Annotated in this window: 16 protein-coding genes; 5 read left to right on the forward strand and 11 right to left on the reverse strand. The window is 52.6% G+C overall.

Annotation, left to right across the window (positions count from 1 at the left end; genetic code table 11):
- Nucleotides 1-206 precede the first annotated feature (206 nt).
- Both EKO24_RS17490 and EKO24_RS17495 read left to right on the forward strand, forming a co-directional pair.
- Entirely contained in the window at nucleotides 207-3,461 is a 3,255-nt protein-coding gene (locus tag EKO24_RS17490) for an MASE3 domain-containing protein (protein ID WP_127027777.1), read from the forward strand.
- Between the two features lie 10 nt (nucleotides 3,462-3,471).
- Complete coding sequence (locus EKO24_RS17495; RefSeq protein WP_127027776.1) at nucleotides 3,472-4,476, forward strand: HD domain-containing phosphohydrolase; 1,005 nt, start codon at nucleotides 3,472-3,474, stop codon at nucleotides 4,474-4,476.
- A 57-nt stretch (nucleotides 4,477-4,533) separates the two neighbouring features.
- Here EKO24_RS17495 and EKO24_RS17500 read toward each other — a convergent pair whose 3' ends face one another.
- The 11 genes from EKO24_RS17500 to EKO24_RS17555 all read right to left on the reverse strand — a co-directional run bounded on the left by EKO24_RS17500 (nucleotide 4,534) and on the right by EKO24_RS17555 (nucleotide 18,879).
- The gene (locus EKO24_RS17500) at nucleotides 4,534-5,457 is read right to left on the reverse strand and encodes a glycosyltransferase family 2 protein (protein WP_127027775.1); all 924 of its coding nucleotides are present in this window, start codon (nucleotides 5,455-5,457) and stop codon (nucleotides 4,534-4,536) included.
- Nucleotides 5,454-6,653, reverse strand: a complete 1,200-nt coding sequence (locus tag EKO24_RS17505; RefSeq protein WP_127027774.1) for a glycosyltransferase family 4 protein — start codon at nucleotides 6,651-6,653, stop codon at nucleotides 5,454-5,456. The genes EKO24_RS17500 and EKO24_RS17505 overlap by 4 nt, the downstream gene beginning before the upstream one ends.
- 324 nt (nucleotides 6,654-6,977) lie before the next feature.
- Entirely contained in the window at nucleotides 6,978-7,832 is an 855-nt protein-coding gene (locus EKO24_RS17510; protein ID WP_127027773.1) for a glycosyltransferase family 2 protein, read from the reverse strand.
- Nucleotides 7,833-7,838: 6 nt separating this feature from the next.
- Nucleotides 7,839-8,621, reverse strand: coding sequence for a glycosyltransferase family 2 protein (locus tag EKO24_RS17515; protein WP_127027772.1), 783 nt, complete (start codon nucleotides 8,619-8,621; stop codon nucleotides 7,839-7,841).
- Nucleotides 8,622-8,743: 122 nt separating this feature from the next.
- On the reverse strand, nucleotides 8,744-9,694 hold the full coding sequence (locus EKO24_RS17520; RefSeq protein WP_127027771.1) for a class I SAM-dependent methyltransferase: 951 nt from the start codon (nucleotides 9,692-9,694) through the stop codon (nucleotides 8,744-8,746).
- A 434-nt stretch (nucleotides 9,695-10,128) separates the two neighbouring features.
- Nucleotides 10,129-11,454 carry a lipopolysaccharide biosynthesis protein gene (locus EKO24_RS17530; protein WP_127027770.1) on the reverse strand — a complete coding sequence of 442 codons (1,326 nt, stop codon included), beginning with the start codon at nucleotides 11,452-11,454 and terminating at the stop codon, nucleotides 10,129-10,131.
- A 38-nt stretch (nucleotides 11,455-11,492) separates the two neighbouring features.
- Entirely contained in the window at nucleotides 11,493-12,722 is a 1,230-nt protein-coding gene (locus tag EKO24_RS17535; protein WP_127027769.1) for an O-antigen ligase family protein, read from the reverse strand.
- Between the two features lies 1 nt (nucleotide 12,723).
- A complete protein-coding gene (locus EKO24_RS17540; protein ID WP_143733250.1) occupies nucleotides 12,724-15,099 on the reverse strand; it encodes a polysaccharide biosynthesis tyrosine autokinase in 2,376 nt (791 codons plus the stop codon).
- 218 nt (nucleotides 15,100-15,317) lie between these two features.
- Complete coding sequence (locus tag EKO24_RS17545) at nucleotides 15,318-16,472, reverse strand: polysaccharide biosynthesis/export family protein (RefSeq protein ID WP_196240037.1); 1,155 nt, start codon at nucleotides 16,470-16,472, stop codon at nucleotides 15,318-15,320.
- 14 nt (nucleotides 16,473-16,486) lie between these two features.
- Nucleotides 16,487-17,908: an undecaprenyl-phosphate glucose phosphotransferase gene (locus EKO24_RS17550; RefSeq protein WP_127027767.1), complete on the reverse strand. Its 1,422-nt coding sequence runs from the start codon at nucleotides 17,906-17,908 to the stop codon at nucleotides 16,487-16,489.
- A 401-nt stretch (nucleotides 17,909-18,309) separates the two neighbouring features.
- The gene (locus tag EKO24_RS17555) at nucleotides 18,310-18,879 is read right to left on the reverse strand and encodes a TetR/AcrR family transcriptional regulator (RefSeq protein WP_127027766.1); all 570 of its coding nucleotides are present in this window, start codon (nucleotides 18,877-18,879) and stop codon (nucleotides 18,310-18,312) included.
- Nucleotides 18,880-18,975: 96 nt separating this feature from the next.
- Between EKO24_RS17555 and EKO24_RS17560 the strand changes: the two genes are divergently transcribed.
- The 3 genes from EKO24_RS17560 to EKO24_RS17570 all read left to right on the forward strand — a co-directional run bounded on the left by EKO24_RS17560 (nucleotide 18,976) and on the right by EKO24_RS17570 (nucleotide 21,661).
- Nucleotides 18,976-19,443, forward strand: coding sequence for a nuclear transport factor 2 family protein (locus EKO24_RS17560; protein ID WP_127027765.1), 468 nt, complete (start codon nucleotides 18,976-18,978; stop codon nucleotides 19,441-19,443).
- Nucleotides 19,444-19,807: 364 nt separating this feature from the next.
- Nucleotides 19,808-20,194 carry a hypothetical protein gene (locus tag EKO24_RS17565; RefSeq protein WP_206667305.1) on the forward strand — a complete coding sequence of 129 codons (387 nt, stop codon included), beginning with the start codon at nucleotides 19,808-19,810 and terminating at the stop codon, nucleotides 20,192-20,194.
- A gap of 621 nt (nucleotides 20,195-20,815) precedes the next feature.
- Entirely contained in the window at nucleotides 20,816-21,661 is an 846-nt protein-coding gene (locus tag EKO24_RS17570) for a hypothetical protein (protein ID WP_127027763.1), read from the forward strand.
- Nucleotides 21,662-21,836 lie beyond the last annotated feature (175 nt).

Here is a 21,836-nt window from a genome sequence, read left to right on the forward strand (position 1 = left end):
AGCAGCCGGATTAGGTTCGCAGATTAGCCGCCCCGGCCTTTAACCGTCAACAGTAGCAAATACGTATAAAAAGCTGAGTTGAGCGGCTTGTCTGCTCAAACCCTACTTATGCCCTTTGGGTATGGAATATGCGCATTGTGAAAAATAACAAAACGGATAGCCGCTAAAATCGGGCGCTGCAAAACAGCTAAAGGGAAAATTGAGTAATGCAAAAAATATTTGATCGATGCCCACCATCCCTTGTTTTAGCGCTAACCGTCATCAGCTCTGCATTACCGTTCCTGCTGGTAGAGTTATTCCCTTCATACTTTTACTGGGTTATGGACATTACTTCCTACCTGGTATTCCACAACCTAGCCGAATTCTTCAGCGTGATGGTCTCGCTGTCGATTTTTGGCGTGGGCTGGTTCTCTTATAATCAATCGCGCGATTATCATGCCCTGCTCCTCAGTACGGCTTTTCTTGTCGTTGGCCTGGTGGATTCCATGCATACGCTGAGCTACGTCGGTATGCCGGAATTTTTTACTCCCAATTCCGCCGATAAGGCATCGCGTTTTTGGGTGTTGGTCAGGATGTTTTCGGCCTCAGTCTTCCTGGCCAGCGCTTTCATCCGCATCAAAACGACAAGCCGGCGACTGCCGAGAATGTTACTGTTGGCAATCGCATTGGCGATTTCCGCACTGGCTTTCACGATCGTCATTTTCTTTCCCGAATACATGCCTGCCGCGTTCGTACCGGGCCAGGGCCAAACCCCGTTCAAGAAAAATTCCGAATACCTGATTATTGTCTTGCTGCTGCTAGCGACCGCTGCCTACTGGCGCCGCATGTCGAAAACCGGCAACCGGCTGCTGCTGTACTATTTGACCGCATTTATCGTTTCGATTTTCAGCGAACTGGTGTTCGCTTTTTACAAGAACGCTTTCGACAGTTACAACGGCTTGGGCCATCTCTACAAAATCGTAGCGTTCTGCCTGATTTACAAAGGTATTTTTACCAGTTTGATTGAACATCCCTATGTCAGCCTGGCGCAAGCAAACAATCATCTGCACGTGGAAATTGCCGAACGTAAACGGGCGGAAGAAAACCTGCGGCACATGAACCGCGAACTACAGGCCATCAGCAACTGCAATCAAACCCTGATGCGGGCGGAGGACGAGCAAACATTGCTGAATGAAATCTGCCACCTGATCTGCGACAAAGCCGGTTACCGCATGGCCTGGGTCGGCTATGCCGAACACGATAATGCCAAGAGCGTACGTCCTGTCGCCTGGGCCGGAGTCGACAACGGCTATCTAGCGGCCGCGAACTTAACCTGGGCTGACACGGAACGTGGACGCGGCCCCGTAGGAACAGCCGTGCGTAGCGAGGTAACTGCCTGCATCCAAGATTTCGTGACCGATCCTCAAGCCGCTCCCTGGCGTGAAAATGCTTTACAGCGCGGTTACCGCTCCTGTATCGCGCTGCCCCTCAGGGATCAAAACGGCAATGTGTTCGGTGCGCTCATTATCTATTCGACCGAACCCAACACCTTTACCTTAAACGAAATACGCCTGCTGGAAGAGCTCGCCGGCGATCTGGCCTTCGGCATCACCGTTCTGCGCGCCCGCACCGAGCTCAAGCAAGCGGAAGCGACCCGCACGCAACTGGCCGCGATTGTCGAATATTCGAACGATGCCATTATCGGCAAAACGCCGAACGGCATCGTCAGTCACTGGAACAAAAGCGCCGAAAGAATATACGGCTACAGCGCAACGGAGATCATCGGCAAACCCGTTACCGTACTTGCGCCTCCAGCACTCCATGCCGAGATCAAGGAGCTGCTGGAAAAAATCCGCAACGGCGAAGTCGTGGTCAGCCACGAATCGGAAAGAATCCGCAAGGACGGCACCCTGATTCATGTCGCCATTACGCTCTCCCCGATCAAGGACGCTTCGGGCAATACCATCGGCATATCGACGATAACCCGCGACATCACCGAACACAAGCGAAATGCAGAAGAGCTTAGGCGCTACAAAGACCATCTCGAAGAAGAAGTACAGCAACGTACTGAAGACCTGGTATTGGCCCGCAATGCGGCAGAAACCGCGAACCAGGCGAAAAGCGTGTTCCTATCCAACATGAGCCATGAATTGCGCACGCCGCTGAATGCGATTCTCGGTTTCTCGAAGCTGATGCGCAAAGACACGCTGCTGCCGGAAAGCCACCGGCAAAACCTCGACATTATCAACCGTAGCGGTGAGCACCTGCTGACGCTGATCAATGACGTATTGGAAATGGCCAAAATCGAAGCAGGCCGGCTGCAACTTGAAAATGCTGCATTCGACTTGGGCGCCATGGTGCGGGATGTAACCGACATGATGCTGATACGCGCCGGGGAAAAAGGCTTGCGCCTATTGGTCGACCAGTCGTCGCAGTTCCCACGCTATATTGCCGGAGACGAAGCCCGCTTGCGCCAAGTGCTGATTAACCTGATCGGGAATTCGATCAAATTTACCGAACAAGGCGGCGTCACGCTACGTTTGGGTACGCGCCAAAACAGCCGCTCGCATCTGGTGATTGAGATTGAGGACTCCGGCCCCGGCATCGCGCAAGAAGATCAACAACGTATCTTCGAGCCTTTCGTGCAACTAGACTCGCATTGGGATAACAAAGGAACCGGGCTGGGATTAAGCCTCTCGCGCCAATTCGTGCAATTGATGGGCGGCAGCATCAAACTGGAAAGCACTGTCGGCAAAGGCACGCTGTTCAGGATTGATTTGCCGCTCAGCGAAGTCGCGGAAGCCGATATTATTCAATCGAAACAGGCCGAAAAAGGCGACATCGTCGGTTTGGAGCCGGGACAGCCGGATTACCGCATCCTGATCGTCGAAGATAAACTGGAAAATCAATTGCTGCTGACCAAGTTGATGGAATCGGTCGGTTTTCAGGTCAAAGTCGCGGAAAATGGCGAACAAGGCGTGAAATTGTTCCAAAGCTGGCATCCGCATTTCATCTGGATGGACCGCCGCATGCCGGTCATGGATGGGCTGGAAGCAACGCGCCGGATACGCAAACTTCCCGGCGGCAAGGACGTGAAAATAGTCGCCGTTACCGCATCCGCGTTTATCGAGCAACGCTCGGAAAGCATCGATGCCGGCATGGATGATTTTGTGCGTAAGCCCTACCGTTTCAATGAGATTTACGAATGCATGTCCAAACAGTTGAGTGTAAAATACATCTACGACGGAATGTCTGAACCGGAACAGCAAGCGGTCACGGCAAACATGTCGGAAATGTTGTCTGTATTGCCGGAAAGTTTGCGTTACGACTTGACGGAAGCGCTTGAAAGCTTGGAAACCAACCACATCGCACAGGTCATCCAGCAAATTGCAACATACGACCCCAAATTACAAAAAACGCTTTCCCACCTTGCCGACACCTTTGATTACACGGCGATCCTGAAAGCGTTACAGACAAACTAACCAGACCTCTATGACAAGCAAAGGCAGAATACTCGCCGTCGATGACACCCCAACGTCCCTGAAGCTGTTGTCGAACATTCTCAATGAAGAAGGCTATGAGGTGCGTGCCGCGATTAACGGGGAACTGGCTTTACATTCCGCCATCAACAATCCGCCCGAACTGGTGCTGCTGGACATTCGCATGCCCGGAATGGATGGCTTCGAAGTCTGCCGGCAACTTAAGAGCCATCCGAAAACCTGCGGCGTACCGGTCATTTTCGTTAGCGCGGTCTCTGAAACGGGTGAAAAAGTGCAAGGATTCGAGCTTGGAGCCGTGGACTTTGTCACCAAGCCTTATCAACGCGAAGAGTTGCTGGCCAGGGTACGTACTCACCTTGAAGTCAACCGGCTACGCAATCATCTCGAAGACCTGGTAGAAGAACGTACCCGCGAGCTCAAGAACAGCCTGCTGGACTTCGTCACCGCAATTGCAGCCACTATCGAAGTGCGCGACCCTTATACGGCCGGACATCAACGCCGCGTCGCCCACCTTGCGACCGAGATCGCCAAGGAGTTGCACCTGCCCGAAGACCAGATCGTCGGACTCAAACTGGCCAGCGTGATGCACGATATTGGCAAGATTCGGGTGCCGGCCGAAATACTCAGCAAACCGGGACGCCTGGATGAGCTCGAATTCAACCTGATCAAGCGCCATCCGGTCACCGGCCATGAAATACTCAAATCCATCAATTTCCCCTGGCCGATTGCTACAGCGGTACTGCAACACCATGAACGCTTGGACGGCTCGGGATACCCCAATGGGCTAAAGGGCGAAGAAATCATCGCTGAAGCCAAAATCGTGGCGGTAGCCGACGTTGTCGAAGCCATGGTCTCGCATCGCCCTTACCGCGCAGGGCTCGGCGTCGATGCGGCGATGGAGGAAATTACCGCCAATAAAGGCACGCGGTACGATCCTTTAGTCGTGGACGTCTGCCTGAAGCTGTTCAGGGAACAAGGCTATACCTTTCCGACCTGATTCGTCCGCCGCTATTAAGTCAAGCGTTGTAATTATCTCCTTAACTTAATGACCGCTTTATGTCGGAGCGCGAAGCCAATACGTCTTATGCAGGCTAAAACACCGCCGCATGGCGCGCGGCAATCCCAGGTGTAACACGCCCAGCTTGAATCCGAGCCATTTCAACCCTGTCCGCAGCAACGCGGACGGAATCAACCAGGGTGCGTGCTTTAGCAAGTAGCGTATTTCCGATCTTACAAAACGCAAACCCTCCCCCGACGCCCGGCCGAACGTCTGTTGCAGCCAGGCGGTGTAATTATGGAAAACCCCGATATCGAAGTAGCGCCTAAATTCGTCCAGAAAACCGTAATCATGGGAATGAAACACCTGCGCATCGGCGCGATAAGCGACTTTCCAGCCCGCCACCAGCATTCTGCCGGCCACGTAAGTATCTTCGTTCATGATAGTGCCGGCCGGAAAACCGCCGACCTGCATCAACGTGCTGCACCGATAGGCCGCAAAAGAATTGGAGATAAAAACCGACTTAATGCCAAAGCGCATTCGGTCTTCTATGCCGCGCAACTGGCTTTCGGCCGGATAATTGAACAGCCGGGCGTGCGCGGCAATCGGTCCGGCATCGCGGTGCGGAAGCTGCCGCCCGTAGGCCGCCCCGACTTGCGGATCGTCGAACGCCGCCAACAGCCGCTCGATAGCGTCGGGACCGGCCAATAACGCATCCTGGGTCAGGAAGACAACAATGTCCATCGCCGAAAGTATATTCACGCCGAGCTGGCGAGTGCCGCCGTGATTGAATTCCGGCTTTGGTATCACCTTCACCTCAAAACCGTAGGCGCGCGCCAACGCGGCCGTGTCGTCGCTGGACGATGAATCGATGACCAACACGCAATCCGGCTTCCGGGTCTGTTGATCGAAGGCCTTCAGCCAGGATACCCATAAACTGCCGGCGTTTAATGTAGGTACGATAAGACCGACCTTGTTCATAACGAAGTCCCCTCTGCTAGCGGTTGCGGCAGCCTGGTTTGAACGGCTTTTTTCAACACCTGCCAAATACGCTCGCCCAACCTGACCGGGTTGAGCTGTTGTTCGACATACTGCCGGCCGTTCCGTGACATCCGCTCCCAGCCCGAACTGTCCAGCGCTTGCGCTTTACGCAGCGCGTCGCAAACCGAAGCCTCGGTTCTATCGAATACAAAACCGGCCTCCAACGATTGCAAATGATCCCAGGCCAAACCTTTGGCGACCAATACCGGCCGCCCGGCAGCCATCGCTTCGGCGACGACGTTGCCGAAGTTCTCGCGCATGCCGCCCGCAGCCTCCAATCCTGACGGCAACACCAGGAAATGGCTCGCTGCGAGCAACTCGGCCACCTCGCCGCGCTCCAGATAACCGCGATAAATAATCGCGCCTTCAGCCTGTTCGACCAGGGCTTGAAATTCTTCGAAATAATCGCCGTCGACGCTTCTGCCGGCAACGACCAGGCTATCCTCGGGTTTGCGCACATTCAACCATGCGCGAATGAAAGCATTGATGCCTTTTTCCTGCTGAATATGTCCCAGAAAGCAAAGTTTCAGGCCTTTCCCGCCAGGATATTCGGCGACGTTAAAATCGCCGCTGTCGATGCCGTTCGGGACCAACAGTATGCGGGCCTTTTCGCCGAGCACGTTGCGCACGCCTTCGGCCTCGGTTTCGCTGGTGCAATGCACGGCGATAGCGCGGCGCAAAGTCGGAAAAGTCAGCCATCGATAAAACAGCCATTTGTGCGGCTTTCGCCGTTGTATCAGCTCAACATGTTCGGGCATCAAACCGCCATGCACGGCAACCATGAACGGGCGGCGCAACAGACTGCAAAAGACCGCAGCCAGCGTCGACGGCCAGGTCGCAATGCCGTGGATATACACAACCGGCGATTGCCGGCAGAGTTTGAATAGCTTGGGAACGGCGCTCAAACCGAAGCCCCAGCGCCTGAAGCCATAGCACCGATAGAGCCGGACGTCCACCCGCTCGCCAAGACAGACCTGCTCGGGCCGCAGCCGGCCTGCAATCGATTCGTCTGACGCGACCAGCGCCATTTTATGGCCCCGTTCCGCCCATGCCTTGGTCAACACGCCGGCTGTAACGGACACGCCGCCGTACCCCTTGGCCGGCGGTATATGCGTGGTAACGATGCCTATATTCATCGCGTTTCTCCTGGATCTAACTGTAAATAATAATTTTCAAAGAATGGAACACGGATGACGCGGATTAGACGGGTATACACGGATTTTATTCTCTCCCGTTTTTCTTTCGTTCCCAGTTTGCTCTCGTTCCCACGCGCTGCGCGGGAATGCAGTGAAGGACGCGCCGCGTCCCGTAAACACAAGACATTAGCCATGACTCGCGGCGCAGCGCGCCTTGATCGCATTCCCACGCAGCGCGTGGGAACGAGCGGAAAAATCCGTGTACATCCGCCTAATCCGCGTCATCCGTGTTCCATTACTTTGTCTAAGCAGCCGGCGGCAACATTACCTGCCATACGCCAAAAAACCGCGCCAAATACCGACCAGGTTATAAAACGAGTAAGCCAGCTTCTCCCTATTCAACAGAATCGCGGCCAACAACATTTTCAAGACCGGCGCGACAAACATTTTGCGAGCGATGTAATACAAAATGAAGACGTCCTGCTGGTTCGCGAACTTCCTGATATAAGCGCCGATGCCGGTCGAATACATCAGCATTCTTGAAGTACCGAGCTTGTAGTGATCTTTATTCGGGTGGTAAACCTTGATTTCCGGGTTATAAAACGCCGTGCAGCCGGACCGCAGCAAGCGATATAAAAGCTCAAAACCCTCCGCTCCCGAATATTTGGAACCGATGCCGAAATCGTGGTCCAGGTAAAATTGTTTCGGGTCGATCTTTTTCCGGTCGAAGAATTGCGTGAACTCAACGCCCATCATTTTGAAACGCGAAAAATACTGCGCGCTATGGCTATTAACGCCGACGCTAAATCCGCTCGATGAAAAATCGTACGAGCCCGCTACCAGGATGGAAAGGTTCGGCCGCCGTTTAAACTCGCCGACGACTTTTTTCAACACATCCTTATGGTAAGCGCAATCGTCGTCCGGAAACGCTATGATCCTGCCTTTAGCCAAGCCGATGCCGTAATCCCTGGCCCTGGCGTTACCGGTGAAATCCACTTTCACATGCTTCACGTCCAGGCAGCTGTAAGCCGGCTCGACAATCATGTCGATTTTGCCGTCCTTGTTTTGATCGATAATAATCAGCTCAAAATCCCGATAGCTTTGGTATATCAGAGACTTCAGTAAAACCGCCAATTCCCAGTCTCTACCCAATGTTGCTAAAATCAACGAAACCTTCATAGTAAATCACCTCGCCTGAATACCGGCTTTTGCTTGTAAATAGATCGTTGCTTCGTACCAGGTAAACATCAGCGCAAACTCCAGTCCTGCAACGCCGTCCAAAAATCCGCCCCGAAATACGAAGTGGTATAAAAAACGGGCAATAATCCTGAGCCACGACCTGCCCAACAAAACGCTTAATCGCCCGCGCGTCGTCATAACCGCGCCTGCTGTCGGTTGAAGTTGCACTTCCTGCGCGGCTTTACCGATATGTTTATGCATCCATTCGATAATTTCGCCGTGATAAAAATAGTGTTCGTAAGGAATCGCCGAATAGCCGATCCGGCAGGCGTTAACGACGGCTTCTCCGTGCCCGGTATGGTTGCGGACAAAGCGGGCCGTTGCTCTACGCACCAGTCTTGGATGGTAAATCGGATAGCCGGGCGCATAATTAAGGCGTTTGCCGCGAAGATAAAGTATCGACGGCACCATCCATACATCCGTCGAATCGGCATCGGCCATGCCCGATTCAAACCAATCGTAGAACGCTTGCGGATAGATTTCGTCGGCATCGACGAACAATATCCATCGCGTGTTTATACCGCATTGCCTGATCGCAAAGTTGCGCTGTTCGGCAAAGCCTGGCCACGGATTCGTATAAATCCTGCAATCCCGGCTCACAGCGATGGCCACCGTGTCGTCGGTGCTGCCCGAATCGACAATCACCACCGGATAGCGCTCAGGGATAGCAGCCAGACAACCCGGCAGATTGGCTTGCTCGTTTTTGGTCAAAATAACGATGGTTAGCATGGATAACTTCTTCTTAACTTTGTGATTTGGGGGTGAGGTTCAAGATTCAAGGTCCAAGGTCCAAGGTCCAAGGTCCAAGGTATTTTGTCCTTTCACCTTGCCCCTTTCACCTTGTACCTAAATCATTTCTTAATCGCATATAAATTGATATAAATGCCCAACCCGAAATAATTCATCAACTTAGCAAACGGCCCCTGTAGAACCCGTGTCAAACCGTCGATAATCGCCGCCGTTCTGCCTTTCAACTTTAGCCGCCTGGATAACGCATTGAACGGCACGCGGGTGATTTGCTCGACCTTAACGACGCGGAAGCCGTTCCTCTCCACCAAGGCTTTGAGCCCATTCTCGGTAAAATAATTGACATGCTCCGGCACCCATAAACACGCATTGTCCTTCGTGCCCAACAGCTTGACTAAAAACGAGCTGTAATTAGGCACAGCGCAAGCCAGAACGCCGCCCGACGCCAACAGCATTGCTACTTTTTTTATCGCATGATCCGGTTCAAGCAGATGCTCCAGCACCTGCGACATCATCACCACGCCGAACTGCCCCGGCGGTTGCGGCTGGTAATTCTCGAACATCACCGGCAACGGCTCGTCGCCGTTCAATTTTTTGAACACTTCGTTTTCATATTGGCCGGGATTGATGCTGACGGTCCGGTAGCCCAAATTTCTAAGCGCCCGCGTGTAAAAGCCAAAGCCCGAACCAATATCGAGAGCCCTGTCGTTACCCGAGCTGTTTAATAAATCGGCTTGATCGCTCATCCGTTCCGCATCGACCGTGCAATTAGGAAACTCTTTCTCTCTGGCCATGACTTCCGCCAAGGTTATTTCTTGCGTCAGTGCCTGGCCTGAGTATTGATAAATGGATTGCAGCCATTTCACATGCGGCGGCCGGTTTAAGAAGCCGGTACCGCAACATTCGCAACGATAAATATGAAACTCCTTGTGGCTGGTGCCTTCCGTATACTGGAAATGTTTCTGGCGCCAATACCTTATTTTCTGGCCGCCACACGCCACACATTCCCGCAAAATATCGCCATAAACTTCCGAAGCTGCCGGTGCATACGCCATAATTTTCTCCTTCAATGCTTACTTGATAATCTGTTGACTGTAATAAGTCGGTTTAAAAAATCTTTTGTTACATACATTTCAAAGTAGAACGGAGCCCATCCCCTATGCCGCGCCGAGCACCGGAGCTTTTGCCGAGAATAGCCCGTAGGGGTGCGGCAGGGATGCCGCACGTCGGCAGAGGGGCAGGAGCCCCTTCTGCTGACCCTCGGCAAAAGCGAGGAGCGCAGGAAGCAAGCGGCATGGGGCCGCCTTTCTTTTGGATACTTTTCTTTGGCGGAGCAAAGAAAAGTATCTCGCCTTCGGGGGCGAGACCCCGATTCAAATAATCCGTCGCGTGAGCGACTCTAAATAATAGAAATCCAAATAACTAAGCAGCAAAAGGTACGCAGAGCGTACCCTACCTTCTGCGCCTAAAAACAAGAGCAACATACCGTTCAAACCGTAACCCTCGACTCCGACGCTTCCCGATCGGGCTGGTCTATTTCAACCGGTTCATCAATATCGATATTCCGCCAAGGCTTCGCCAACATCGCCAAAACCAGCGCCTCAACGCCAAAATAAACCGGATTGGCCATCGCCGCGCCGAGCAATCCGAAATGCATCACCATCAACGGGATACTGACAGCCGCCGTCACCGCCCCGCAGACGCGCCCCAGCAACAACACCCGTGTCCGTTTGGCGGCCAGCAACGGTTGCGCGACGACGGTTCCCAACGCATGCAGCGCACAGCCAATCGCAATGGCCGGCATCAGCTCAATCGCCGAATGATAGGATTTAGCCAACACCATAGCCGCCACCCAATCCTTCATAAGCAACACCAGCACCACGCCGGCAACGCCCAACGCAACAACGCTGCCTATCCATAGCCATAAAATCCTGAATCCTTCCTTAGCCCGGTATTCGGCATAATGCTGAAAGTAAACCGGCTGGAAGGTCCGCAATAAAATCATCGCGCTACGGTTAAACGCCTCGTTGACGATCGTGTAAGTCGCCGCATATAAACCCACCTCCGCGGCCGACATTAAATAGCCGATCACGTAGCGGTCGCCCATGCCGTTCAGCCAAAATATCAATTCCATCGGGATCAGCGGCAACGCATAAGCCCAGACATCGGCGCCGAAATGACGGGTGACGATGGAACGCTTGCTGTCGGGTTTCGCGCTCAATGCTAACGACCAAAACGTATTCGAGAGCACGCTTGCAACGATGTAACCCAACAGCACCCACTCCGCCTTTTGCCCGCCCCACACCACCAACGCAATCGCCAACGCTGGCCGTAAAATGCTGTCGCCGGTCTGCCACAGGCTTGCACCGCGCTGCTTACGCTGGCCGATCAGTAACTGAATGCCCAATTCACGCCGAACGGTGACCATCAACAGTGCGCCGGCCAACATGAACAGCCAAAAATCGCTGCCTGAAAAATAGCTGTACAGGCCGCCGCCCAATACCAGCAAAACTATCGCGACCGCCGTGAAACGGACGGCCAGCCTTGCCACCACGGCATATAAAGCGGCTTGCTCGCCTTTGTTCAGGCATTCCGGCACTATCCTCATGCCCGCGCAAATAAACGGATAGGAAAACAGCGTAACGCCGAGCGCAACGAAACCATTCAGTAACGCAACTTGTCCGTATATGTCCGGTGTGACCAGCTCGGTCAGGATTCGCGTACCGGCCAGCAATGCGCAAGCCGAAGCCGCTTGTCCAAACAGCGCCCAAAACGCATCGCCGAATAATCGTTTTTCTTTTAATGGTCCGGTCATAGGCTTCTCAATCAGTCTGCATTAGACCTTCCAGGTTTTCAAAACCTGGAAGGTCTGAATATCGGCAATGGGGATGCTTCCCGCTGCAAGCCCGTCCCCAACACCATGCCCCACAAATACATCAGCATCGCGTTCTGCGGAAAATACTCCCACATGTTGAACGTCAATCCGGCAACGAAGATGAACATCACGACCACGCCTTTGTTCCGATGAATAGACGTTCGCGTCGTCATCCATAAAAACAGCAGATACGCCAGCAAGCCGATCAATCCGTAACCGTTCAACAGGAATAAATACAGGCTGTCCGAATCGAATTGCCCCGGAAAATGTTCGGCGCCGTAAAGAATGTTGATCGTGTTCGAACTTAGCCCCAAACCCCAGCCAAACAGCACGTCCGCCGGTCCATGCACTTGCTCCGAAAACACCCGCTGCCATAAAGCGATACGGCCGTCTTCGGTAGGATCGGCATCGTTGCGCCCGCTAAGCAAAGGACTGGACGCCAGCACCAGCGCGCCGACCGCCAATACCGGCGCGGGCATCACCAGCGCCCAGCGGTCGCGCGGGCGAAGCCGCGCATAAACCTGGAAATACACGACCAACAACGCGCTGATGAACGCGGTCCGCGAACCGCTCAGCAAAGCCAGGAATACGCTGACCGCGACCCACTTGCCCATCGCCGGAACCAACGAGAACAACAACGCGCAAGTCGCCATCGTCGCGCCGAACAAGTTCGGGCTGACAAAAGTCCCGAATGGCCGGCCGCCGCCCAAAAACGACACGCCGAACAACGGCGGCGCCCACAAGGCCTGGGCTATCGCCAGCACCGCCTGCACGGCAATGTAATAACGAAGATAATGCGCAAAGCGGTTGAGAATATAGTCGCCGGCACCCAAGCGGCTGGTCACGAAGCCGATTAACGCCAGCGGCAGGTATTCGAACACGCGCAGCCCGGCCATCGGCACGACGAACGGCAAGTCCAGGTACAACGCGTAGCCGACCTCGAACAATACATAGGTTGCAACAGCGCCCAAAAAAGCCAATACCCTGCTGGACAAGGCCCCGTTGCGCAAGCGCGGCTCGAAAAACGCATACGCGACCAGCACCAACAACATCAACTCGCGAAGAATACGCAAACCGAAATCCTGCTCGCCGTAGACCTCCTTCACGCCTGTCCAGGCCGACTCGACCTGCGGCAACGAAGCCAGCGTCGACGCGCCGACCAACGCGAACAACAGCATCGGCAAGTCTTTTTCGAAGCGCAATATCATCTTAGGCCTGCACCTTGTCGTCCGAGTCGTCGATAACTTCCGAATCGATCAGGTAGTCGCCGCGGTCCTGGCGCTTACCCAGCCAGTCGCCGACGGCCTGGTAACCGGCCGTGAATAGCGACGGGTTCTTGGCTTCCATATCGGGACGGTTGTAGGCGTAACCGTAATAAGGGTAGTAAGACGAGCCTTCCTTCATATCGTTGATAATAAAGCCGTTCGGTTTGACGCCGACCTGCTGGAAACGCCTGAAACTGACTTCCAATTCCTGCGCGGTATAGCGGCCTTCCTTGACGACCAGGAAAGTCGCGTCGGCATGCTTGCCGATGATCGCGGCGTCCGTCGCGCCCAAAATCGGCGGCGAATCGATCACGATGTGGTTATAAAAACTCTTCAATTGCTCAAGCGTCTCGTCCAGATGCCCCAGCACCAGCAACTCCGCCGGATTCAGCGCCATGCTGCCGCGCGGTATCAAGTCCACGCCGACCTCGGGCAGGCTGATAATCACCTCGCCGAGCGTCGCCGTTCCTGACAGCAAGTCGGAAAGCCCCGGTTGCTTGTCGATAAAGAACGTTTCATGCAAGCGGCCGTTGCGCATGTCGGCGTCGATGACCAGCACGCGTTTTTTGATGCTCGCCAACAATGCGGACAGATTCGTGCTGACAAAAGACTTGCCCATGCCCGGCGCCGGACTGCTGACCATGATGACCTGGCTCGCGTCACTAGCCAGCGTCGCTTCCAAAGTCGTGCGCAGACCTCGCAACGATTCCACCGAAATATCGAGCGGGTCCTGGCTGACCAAAATGCCTGGTTCGCGATCCTTGCCCTGATCCATCAGGCGCGCCAGGCGGCGCTGTTTTTTACTATGCGGAATCGCGGCATAAAGCGGCAAGCCCACCTGGTATTCCAGCAAGGCCGGATAATTATCGTGGCGTTGCAACGAATGTCTCATGAACACCAGCGCCGAGCCCGCACTCAAACCCAGCAGCGTGGCAATCGCCAGCAACAGGCCCGGCTTAGGCCAATACGGTTTTTCCGGAACCACCGCGAAATCGACAATCCGTGAATTGCCCAGCGAACCGGCCGCGGCAATGCGCTGTTCCTGGGCGCTGTTCAACAATGACGTGTAAAGCTCGGTGTTGACCTGCACATCCCGCGATAAGCTGACGACGTTTTGCTGAGTGCGCGGTAAATCCTTAATTCGTTTCTCCAGGCCCGCCAGCTTTTGTTCGACGCGCTTGATTTGCGCCTTGGTTGCGATCATGTCCGGATGGGCGGCTTCCAAATGCTGGTTTTGCTCTTCGAATTTTTGCTTCAGTTGGATGCCCAAAGTCTCCATTTCGGCAGCCTGTTTCATCAGTATCTCGGCCTCGGCGGATATGTCGACCGCGCCGTGCTGCTGCCGGTAAGCGCTCAAGCCTTGCTCGGCTTTTTCCAGGCGGTCCTTCACCACCGGCAACTGGCTTTCCAAAAAGCCCAACTTTTGCGAGGCTTCCGCTGACTCCCAATTGACGGTCGCATTCACATAAATCGTCGCAATGTCGTTGACCGATTTAGCCAGTTGCTCCGGATCGCGGCCTTTCAGTTCGACGCTCAAAATATCCGTATCTTTCGATACTTCTTTGACCGCAAACGCTTTTTGCAGGATTTCTATCGCGGCCAGCGAGGTTTTCCTGACCAGTTCAAAATGAGTACCCGGATGCGCCTGAAGTTCGGCAAGCTTAATCACGGCCGGCATCGCTTCGCCCATATCGGCGCTCAACGTATCGCCTACCTGCCCTTCGGCCAGGACTTGATCTTTTGGTCCAAGCAAACGGAAGCGTCCTTGTTCCAACGCGATCAGCGTAAAGGCTTTGCCGAGGTAACGGTCCGGCACAGTGAAAGTAGCGACTTTCAATTTTTCGCCGCCCCAGGCCCAGCGGCTGAAACCCCACCAGGCGCCGGCGATACCGTCATGGACATCGTGCCGTCTGGCCAGCGTCTCGCCAATCAGCGGAAAATAATACGGCGAAGCCTCAACCGTCAGATTCAGGTCGTCCACGACCTTGCCGAGCACCGAACGCGAGCGGAGTATTTCCACTTCGCGCTGAGCCCGGGGATTATCGGCTTCGGTCGAAGCGCCGTTCGCCTCGTTACGTAGCGGAGCGGCCAGCAGCGCCTTGTTCTTGTCGATCCGCAGCAGCGCGTCGGCCTTGTAAGTGCGCGGCGCCAGCACCAGATAAGCCGTAGTCAGCAGCAGCACAACCGCCAGCACGGTTAGAATGATCTTCTTGCCTTCGATCAACAGATCGACGTAATCCCGAATACTGACGCCGTGTTCCTCAACCCTGGACAAATTCGGCGGCGGGAGCTGTATAGTAGCTTCATTCTGTGAATACATAGTTTTCGCTATTCCCATTATGTGAAAAGAAAAGTGATTGAGGTGAAATCAGCGCATCCCAATAGAACACGGATGACACGGATTAAACGGATCATCACGGATTTAAAAAGCGTGAACAAACTGGATTCGAACTAAAAATCCGTGTAAATCCGTCCTATCCGTGTCATCAGTGTTCCATTTCTCTACGTGCTGAATAGTTCTTAACCTTTAACTTTCGATCACATCCCCATGAAAGCCGCACGCGACATCACCGACGTGAACGACGACGGCAGGATTTGGTTCAGCACGCGGGACCATTGCGTAACGCCGGCGGTGCCGACAAATACGGTATCGTGCGCTTGCAGATTGAACTGGTCGGCCAAAATCATCGCGTCCGGCGATTCCGCATTCAGCTGAAAAATCTCCGGATTCATATCGCCCGGCCGGATCACGTAAATTTCTCCCGGCCTGGAGCTGTTGAAATCCACGCCGTAAGCTTCGGCCAACGCCTGCGACAGCGACAACCGGCCTTTGTTGATTTGCAAAGCTTGCTGCTTGCCGACTTCGCCGATCATCATCACTTTATTGTCCTTGCGGTCGGGAATGTTCAGCACGTCGCCGTCCTTCAGCAGCAGGTTTTGCGTCGAGCTGCCCTTTTCGTACAGCGCCTGCACGTCGATTTTGTAAAGCTTGCCGTCGCGCGCCAGCGCCACGTTGCTCATGTCGGCATCGGCACTGACCCCGCCTGCCCGGCTGATCGCTTCGGCGACCGTCATCGGCGTTTCGGTCATGGCTTGGATGCCCGGCGTTTTGACTTCGCCGACCACGGCGGCGCGATGGCTCTGGAACGACAGCACGCGCAGGTCGAGTTTGACCTTTTTGAAATACTTCGACAGCTCGTTCGTTAACAGCGTTCTGGCCTCGCTGACGGTTTTGCCGGCCAGATAGATGTTGCCGACATAGGGGTAATACAGATTGCCGTCGTCGTCGACCACTTTACCGGCCAATTCGGGCATGATCTTTTCGCTGCCCGGATCGTTCAGCTCGGGATGCTCCCAAACCGTAATCAGCAAGCGGTCGTGAGGGCCGATTTTATAAACCGATTGATTAACGTCCACCGGCGGCAGGTTGTTGACCGCTTGCAGCCTGACGTTTTCCCGGTCGATGATCAAATCGGCGGTAATCGGGACGATGCGGGTCTTTTCCTTAGTCATCTTGCCGTTCTTCATGACCGGCAATTCCAGCTCCGTCAGGTTGTTTTCGGCTTTCATTTCCATGCCGGGCGTTAAGGAACAAGCCGGTAACAGCAAAACCGGCGTTAACAGAATCAATCTAAAGCTGAGCCGGGCAGCTTGCCTGCTCAAACGAAACTTATGGCCTTTGGGTATGAACATGGCGAAACTATCCTTTAGTAAGCGTTTTTATTAATGAAGCCGGTCAGCACCGTGCGCAGTGCGATTTCCAGGTCGAACCAGATCGACCAGTGCTGAATGTAATACAAATCGTGCTCGATGCGGCGGTTCAAGTCGGTGTCGCCGCGCCAGCCGTTGACTTGCGCCCAACCGGTGATGCCGGCCTTGACCATGTGTTTTTTCATATAATTCGGCACCTGGTCCTTGAACACTTCGACAAAATCCGGGCGTTCAGGCCTTGGCCCGACCAGCGACATGTCGCCTTTCAGCACATTGATCAACTGCGGCAACTCGTCGAGGCTGGTTTTGCGCAGGAAGCCGCCGAACGGCGTAGCACGGTTTTCGCCTGGCTTGGCCCAAACTGCGCCGGTTTTGGCTTCGGCATCGACCGGCATCGAGCGGAACTTCAACATCGTGAACGAGCGGTTGTTCCAGCCGACCCGTTCCTGACGGTAGAACACCGGGCCTTTGGAACTCAGCTTCACGCCGATCGCGATTAACAACAGTAACGGACTGATCAGTATCAGCAACACGAACGCCAACACCCTATCCTCGATCTCCTTGATATAGCGGTTGACGCCGTGCAGCGGCGACACCGACACATCCAGCGTCGGGATGCCGGCCACCGTGTTCAGGCTCAGGAACTTGCTTTGTTTGAATGCGTAACAGTCGATGACCAGCCGGATGCTGACCGGCAGATGCCGCAGCTCATGTTGCGCGCGTTCGGCCAGCGACTCGCCCGGAAACGCAATCCAGACTTCGTCAATCGCTTTTTCGGTGACTATCGCGGTAAGGTCTTCCAATTCGCCGAGACGCGGCAGTGAAAAATCGTCAAGCGAAGGCTGCTGTTCGGAACAATCGTCGACATAGCCGACAACATGCAGGCCGGCCCAGGATGAATGGTTCAACTGACGGCCAACCGCAACGGCCATTTGGTTCAATCCGACCAGCACGATACGGCCCTGCGACCAACCGCGGGCACGCAGCCATTGCAACAGGTGAACAAGCAGGCTGCGGGCCGAGAGCACGAATAACAATCCCAATATCCACCAAGTGATAATCCAGCGGTAACTGGAGCCGAACCAGAAATGTAAACGAATCAACGCGACGATAGAGATAACCGACACGACGGCCGACACCCAAGCCCTGACGATCCGCGCGACTTCCCCGCGCATCGCATCGTTCCGCCACGGGCGGTAAACCTGGCCGATTTCGAAAAAGATGATGGCCGCCAATGTACCGAGAGCAACGACGATGCGGTAATCCTGATCGATAACGAACCGGTGAAGCCATAAATAATGAGAAACCCACGCCGCGCCGAGCAGCATCGCGACGTCGATGAACCGCAGCAACAGGATCACCGTATGACCGTATTGCTTAAAGAGCCCGTTGAAAATGTTACCTAATCCGAGCGGCATATTCGTTAAACCCCTGTTGATTTTTAATACCCAAAGGGCATAAGTTTCGTTTGAGCGGCAAGCCGCTCAACTCAGCTTTATAATGAACGGCGCAAACCGTTCACTCCCCAAAGTCATTGCAACCGGCGTTTCGAAGGCCGGCGCTCTGTTGGGGTAAAGATTACAGAGGCAAGATGAGAAGAAAGCTGTGGATTTAATTAAAATTAGATGAAGATCTGACTCGTAACCCGCTTAGGATTTGGTTAAAAATAACTTCCCGAAACCACTGTGTTCTATCGTCAAGCCGTTCGTGCTGAGCTTGTCGAAGCATGATCGGCTTGACGCGCGGTAAGCCAAAATTTTTCCGATCCATATCGGGAAGTTATTAATGACCGCATCCTTAGCAGGCGAAGCGGTGAACTTTACAACCGGCTTTGCAACAAATTGACGACCAGGGTCAGCGAGTCAAGCGCTTGATCGGGCGTTTCGTCGAACTGGGCCCGAACGATAGCGCCGTCCACCGCTATCGATAAGGCCTCGGCATACTGCTCCCTAAATTCCGAACGCGGCAGCAACTCTGCAATCGCGCGCGTCATGTCTTGCTTATGACTGCGGGTAATCTGAACCACCTCAGGCATCGCGCCGCCAAGCTCGCTAACGCCGTTAAGAAAAGCGCAGCCGCGATAACTGCCGTTTTGGAACCACTCCGCCAAGGTTGGCGCTAACGCTTGCAGGTTATTGCCGTGGCGTTGCAGCGCATCGACGAACCACGAGATCCAGCGCTGATGGCGGTATTCCAGAAACGCGTAAATCAAATCGTTCTTGCTGGGAAAGTGCCGGTAAAAAGTCACCTTGGTCACGCCTGCTTCGGCAATGATCCTGTCAATGCCGGTGGCGCGAACGCCCTCTCGGTAGAATAGATCATGGGCTGTCAAAAGAATGCGTTCCCGTGCCGGCAGGGATTGTCTATCTTGGTTTGTATTCGTTTGCATAGCCATATTGTAGACAGAACTGTCTACAAAGAGTACCATTCTTTCATGTAGACAATTCTGTCTACATTTATCATTAACCGATACAGGAGCTGAACGATGGAAACCAAACCGCCACTTCCCCCTTTTACGCCCGAAACCGCCGCCCAAAAGGTGCGCATGGCCGAAGACGCCTGGAACAGCCGTGATCCCGACCGCGTCGTGCTGGTTTATACCGAAGATACGGTCTGGCGAAATCGCAGCGAATTTCCGGCCGGCCGCGAGCAAGTGCATCAATTCCTGGCTCGCAAATGGGCCAAGGAGTTGGACTATCGGTTAATCAAGGAGCTATGGGCCTGTACCGGCAACCGCATTGCTGTGCGCTTTGCCTACGAATGGCACGACGACTCGGGGCAATGGTTCCGCAGCTACGGCAATGAAAACTGGGAATTCAACGAACACGGTTTCATGATGCGCCGCTTTGCCAGCATTAACGACCTGCCGATCAAGGAATCCGAACGCAAATTCTTCTGGCCGCTAGGCAGACGCCCCGACGATCATCCGGGCTTGAGCGAGTTGGGATTGTGAGAGAAACCTGCGCAACCAAGATGGCTAATTTTTAGCCATTTTAACAAAAACGCTAATCCGGATAGGTAGTTATACGTATAACCCATAGCTGAACCACAAGGTTATCCACAATTTTTGTGGATAACCGCAATGAGTCTTTTACAGCACACAAGATGACTGAAAAAACGATAGTTATGCTTTGAGTATCGTAGCGCGTGGTGGAAACGAAATAACGCCATACATTTGCTCAGGTATTTGCCGTTAACGCGGCCATATTCTTACCGTATAGGAAGGCGGAACTGTGCCGCAAGCATAATAATCATCGTCGGCCATAACCGTTTTAATAACGCAATCATTCTGCTTGTTTTTTGATGTTTTGGGAGCTGTGGGTGGAGGAGCTGCCGGCGGCTGCTCTTGTTTTGTAGAAGACGTTGTTGATTTTGTAGATGTATCTGGAACTTTAGAAGCGGTAGACGTTGTGGCGGGTGTTTGGGTTTGGCCTGAATTAGCCGGCGAAGCTGTTGGCGGTGTTGATCTTGAATCGGCCGGGGAAGATGTTGGCGTTATTGGTCCTGAATCAGACGTGGAAGCCGTTGGCGGCGTTGGTCCTGGATCAGCCGCGGAAGCCGTTGGTGGAGTTGGTCTTGAGTCAATCAGGGAAACCGTCGGCGATGTCGGTTCCGGATCAACCGAGTCAGCTGTTGGCGTTGTTGGTTCCGAATCGCTCGCTGGAGTCGTTGGGCTTGCCGATGTCCCCGCGTCTTCGGTGTGATGATTACTGCTTCTTCCACTAAATAAATTACTAAAAAAGCCGCTGTCCGAATGGCTCCTCGCATGAGAACTGCTGTGAAAGCGCCCGCGAGCATTCCCGGATACTGAATAACATGAAATTATCGGTATCAAAATGATTAGGCTAATATTTTTAATGCTCATATAACCACCATGATCTTTTTTAGTTAACGGCCAACGCCGACTGCATAGCTTTCTCAATAATTCCCGGCTCCGATCCATTGGGTCTTCTTCGTCAACCCAAGCTACGCGCTGTAGCATAAGATAAAATATGAATGGCTACCATTTAAAACATTTACATTGATGAACTTGAGTAATTGACCGCAACACAAGCGAATCTTGTCTACCGAAAACACTCGTAAGTTTGCGTAAGCTAGCGTTTGAAGTTAGTATCTTTTTTCGTAGTTGTTTAGACGTTATTTTGCAGACGGTTTGATGATGCTGGCTGTTTCTTGTTTTAAGTCATGCTGAATTTATTCAACTGGATGAAATAACAATGTTTTTTAATTTATATATCGCATTAGACAGACAAATGGCGCAATGTTTTGCGTCTATTATAGTGGCTAATAATTAGTTAGGCTGTAAAACTCAGAGGATTAACTTTATGAGTAAAAACTCAAAATTTTATAAATATTTCTTTATTGCTCTTTTAAAAAAATACATTCCAATAAATCGGCCAACAAAAACTAACACCTTACGCTACCTAATTTTGTTTTGCATATTGTTATCTATCTCTGTATTTTCATTCTCTTACTTCAGTAATTGGTACAAAAATACAGGGGTGATTGATGGATTAATAACGGAATTGCATGGGATTATTGTTGAGCTGTTCGTACTCACTATATTGCTGGATTGGATATTAAAAATTAGAGAAGAGCTAAGATTTAAAGAACCCAGAGCATTTGCTTATGCTAAAGCATACTCAGCAATCGATAACTGCCTTGATGCTCTAGTAGATGAATATCGTTCAAAAGGAGAAAAACAATATGTGTATTTTTCTGGAAACATGGAAATATCAAGGAAGCTAGACATTATTTATTGCCTCAATCCTACACTATCAAATATAGAGGAAATAATTATTAAAACGCAAGGACACAATTATTTCCTAGAAAACTATATAAATAAGGTAATAATTTTTAAAGAGAATCTCAGCTTAATACTAACAAACTATTTATATTTAATGGAACCAGAAATCATCCACAATATCCAAACCATATTAGAGAAAGCATCCAATGTGACTGAAAAATCAAACGAGCAAACCAAAAATGATTTTAATATGGAAGTGGCACGTGAGTTTATGAAAAACAGTGAATCTCTAATTTATTATTTATTTAAGGCCAAGTCGTCACTAGAAGCAGTTGCAGACATTATTCAAACGCGAGCAGAACACTCTGCTGCGATGAAAATAGAAAGAGAAAAATGGAGAAAGAAATATGAAGAACTTCATTAAAAATGAACCTAACAACACGGTAAGCCCTGTAGGGTGCGCACCACGCACCATTTGCGGATTTCAGAATATCAGTCGCGTCGGAAAAGGGCGCGATGCGCCCCCTACACGACTTCTATTTAGAATGGCTAATATTAGTTAGCCGCACAACAGTTCATCTTCACGAATATGGATAGAT

It is taken from the genome of Candidatus Methylobacter oryzae, assembly GCF_003994235.2.
Taxonomy (GTDB): Bacteria; Pseudomonadota; Gammaproteobacteria; order Methylococcales; family Methylomonadaceae; genus Methylobacter_A; species Methylobacter_A oryzae.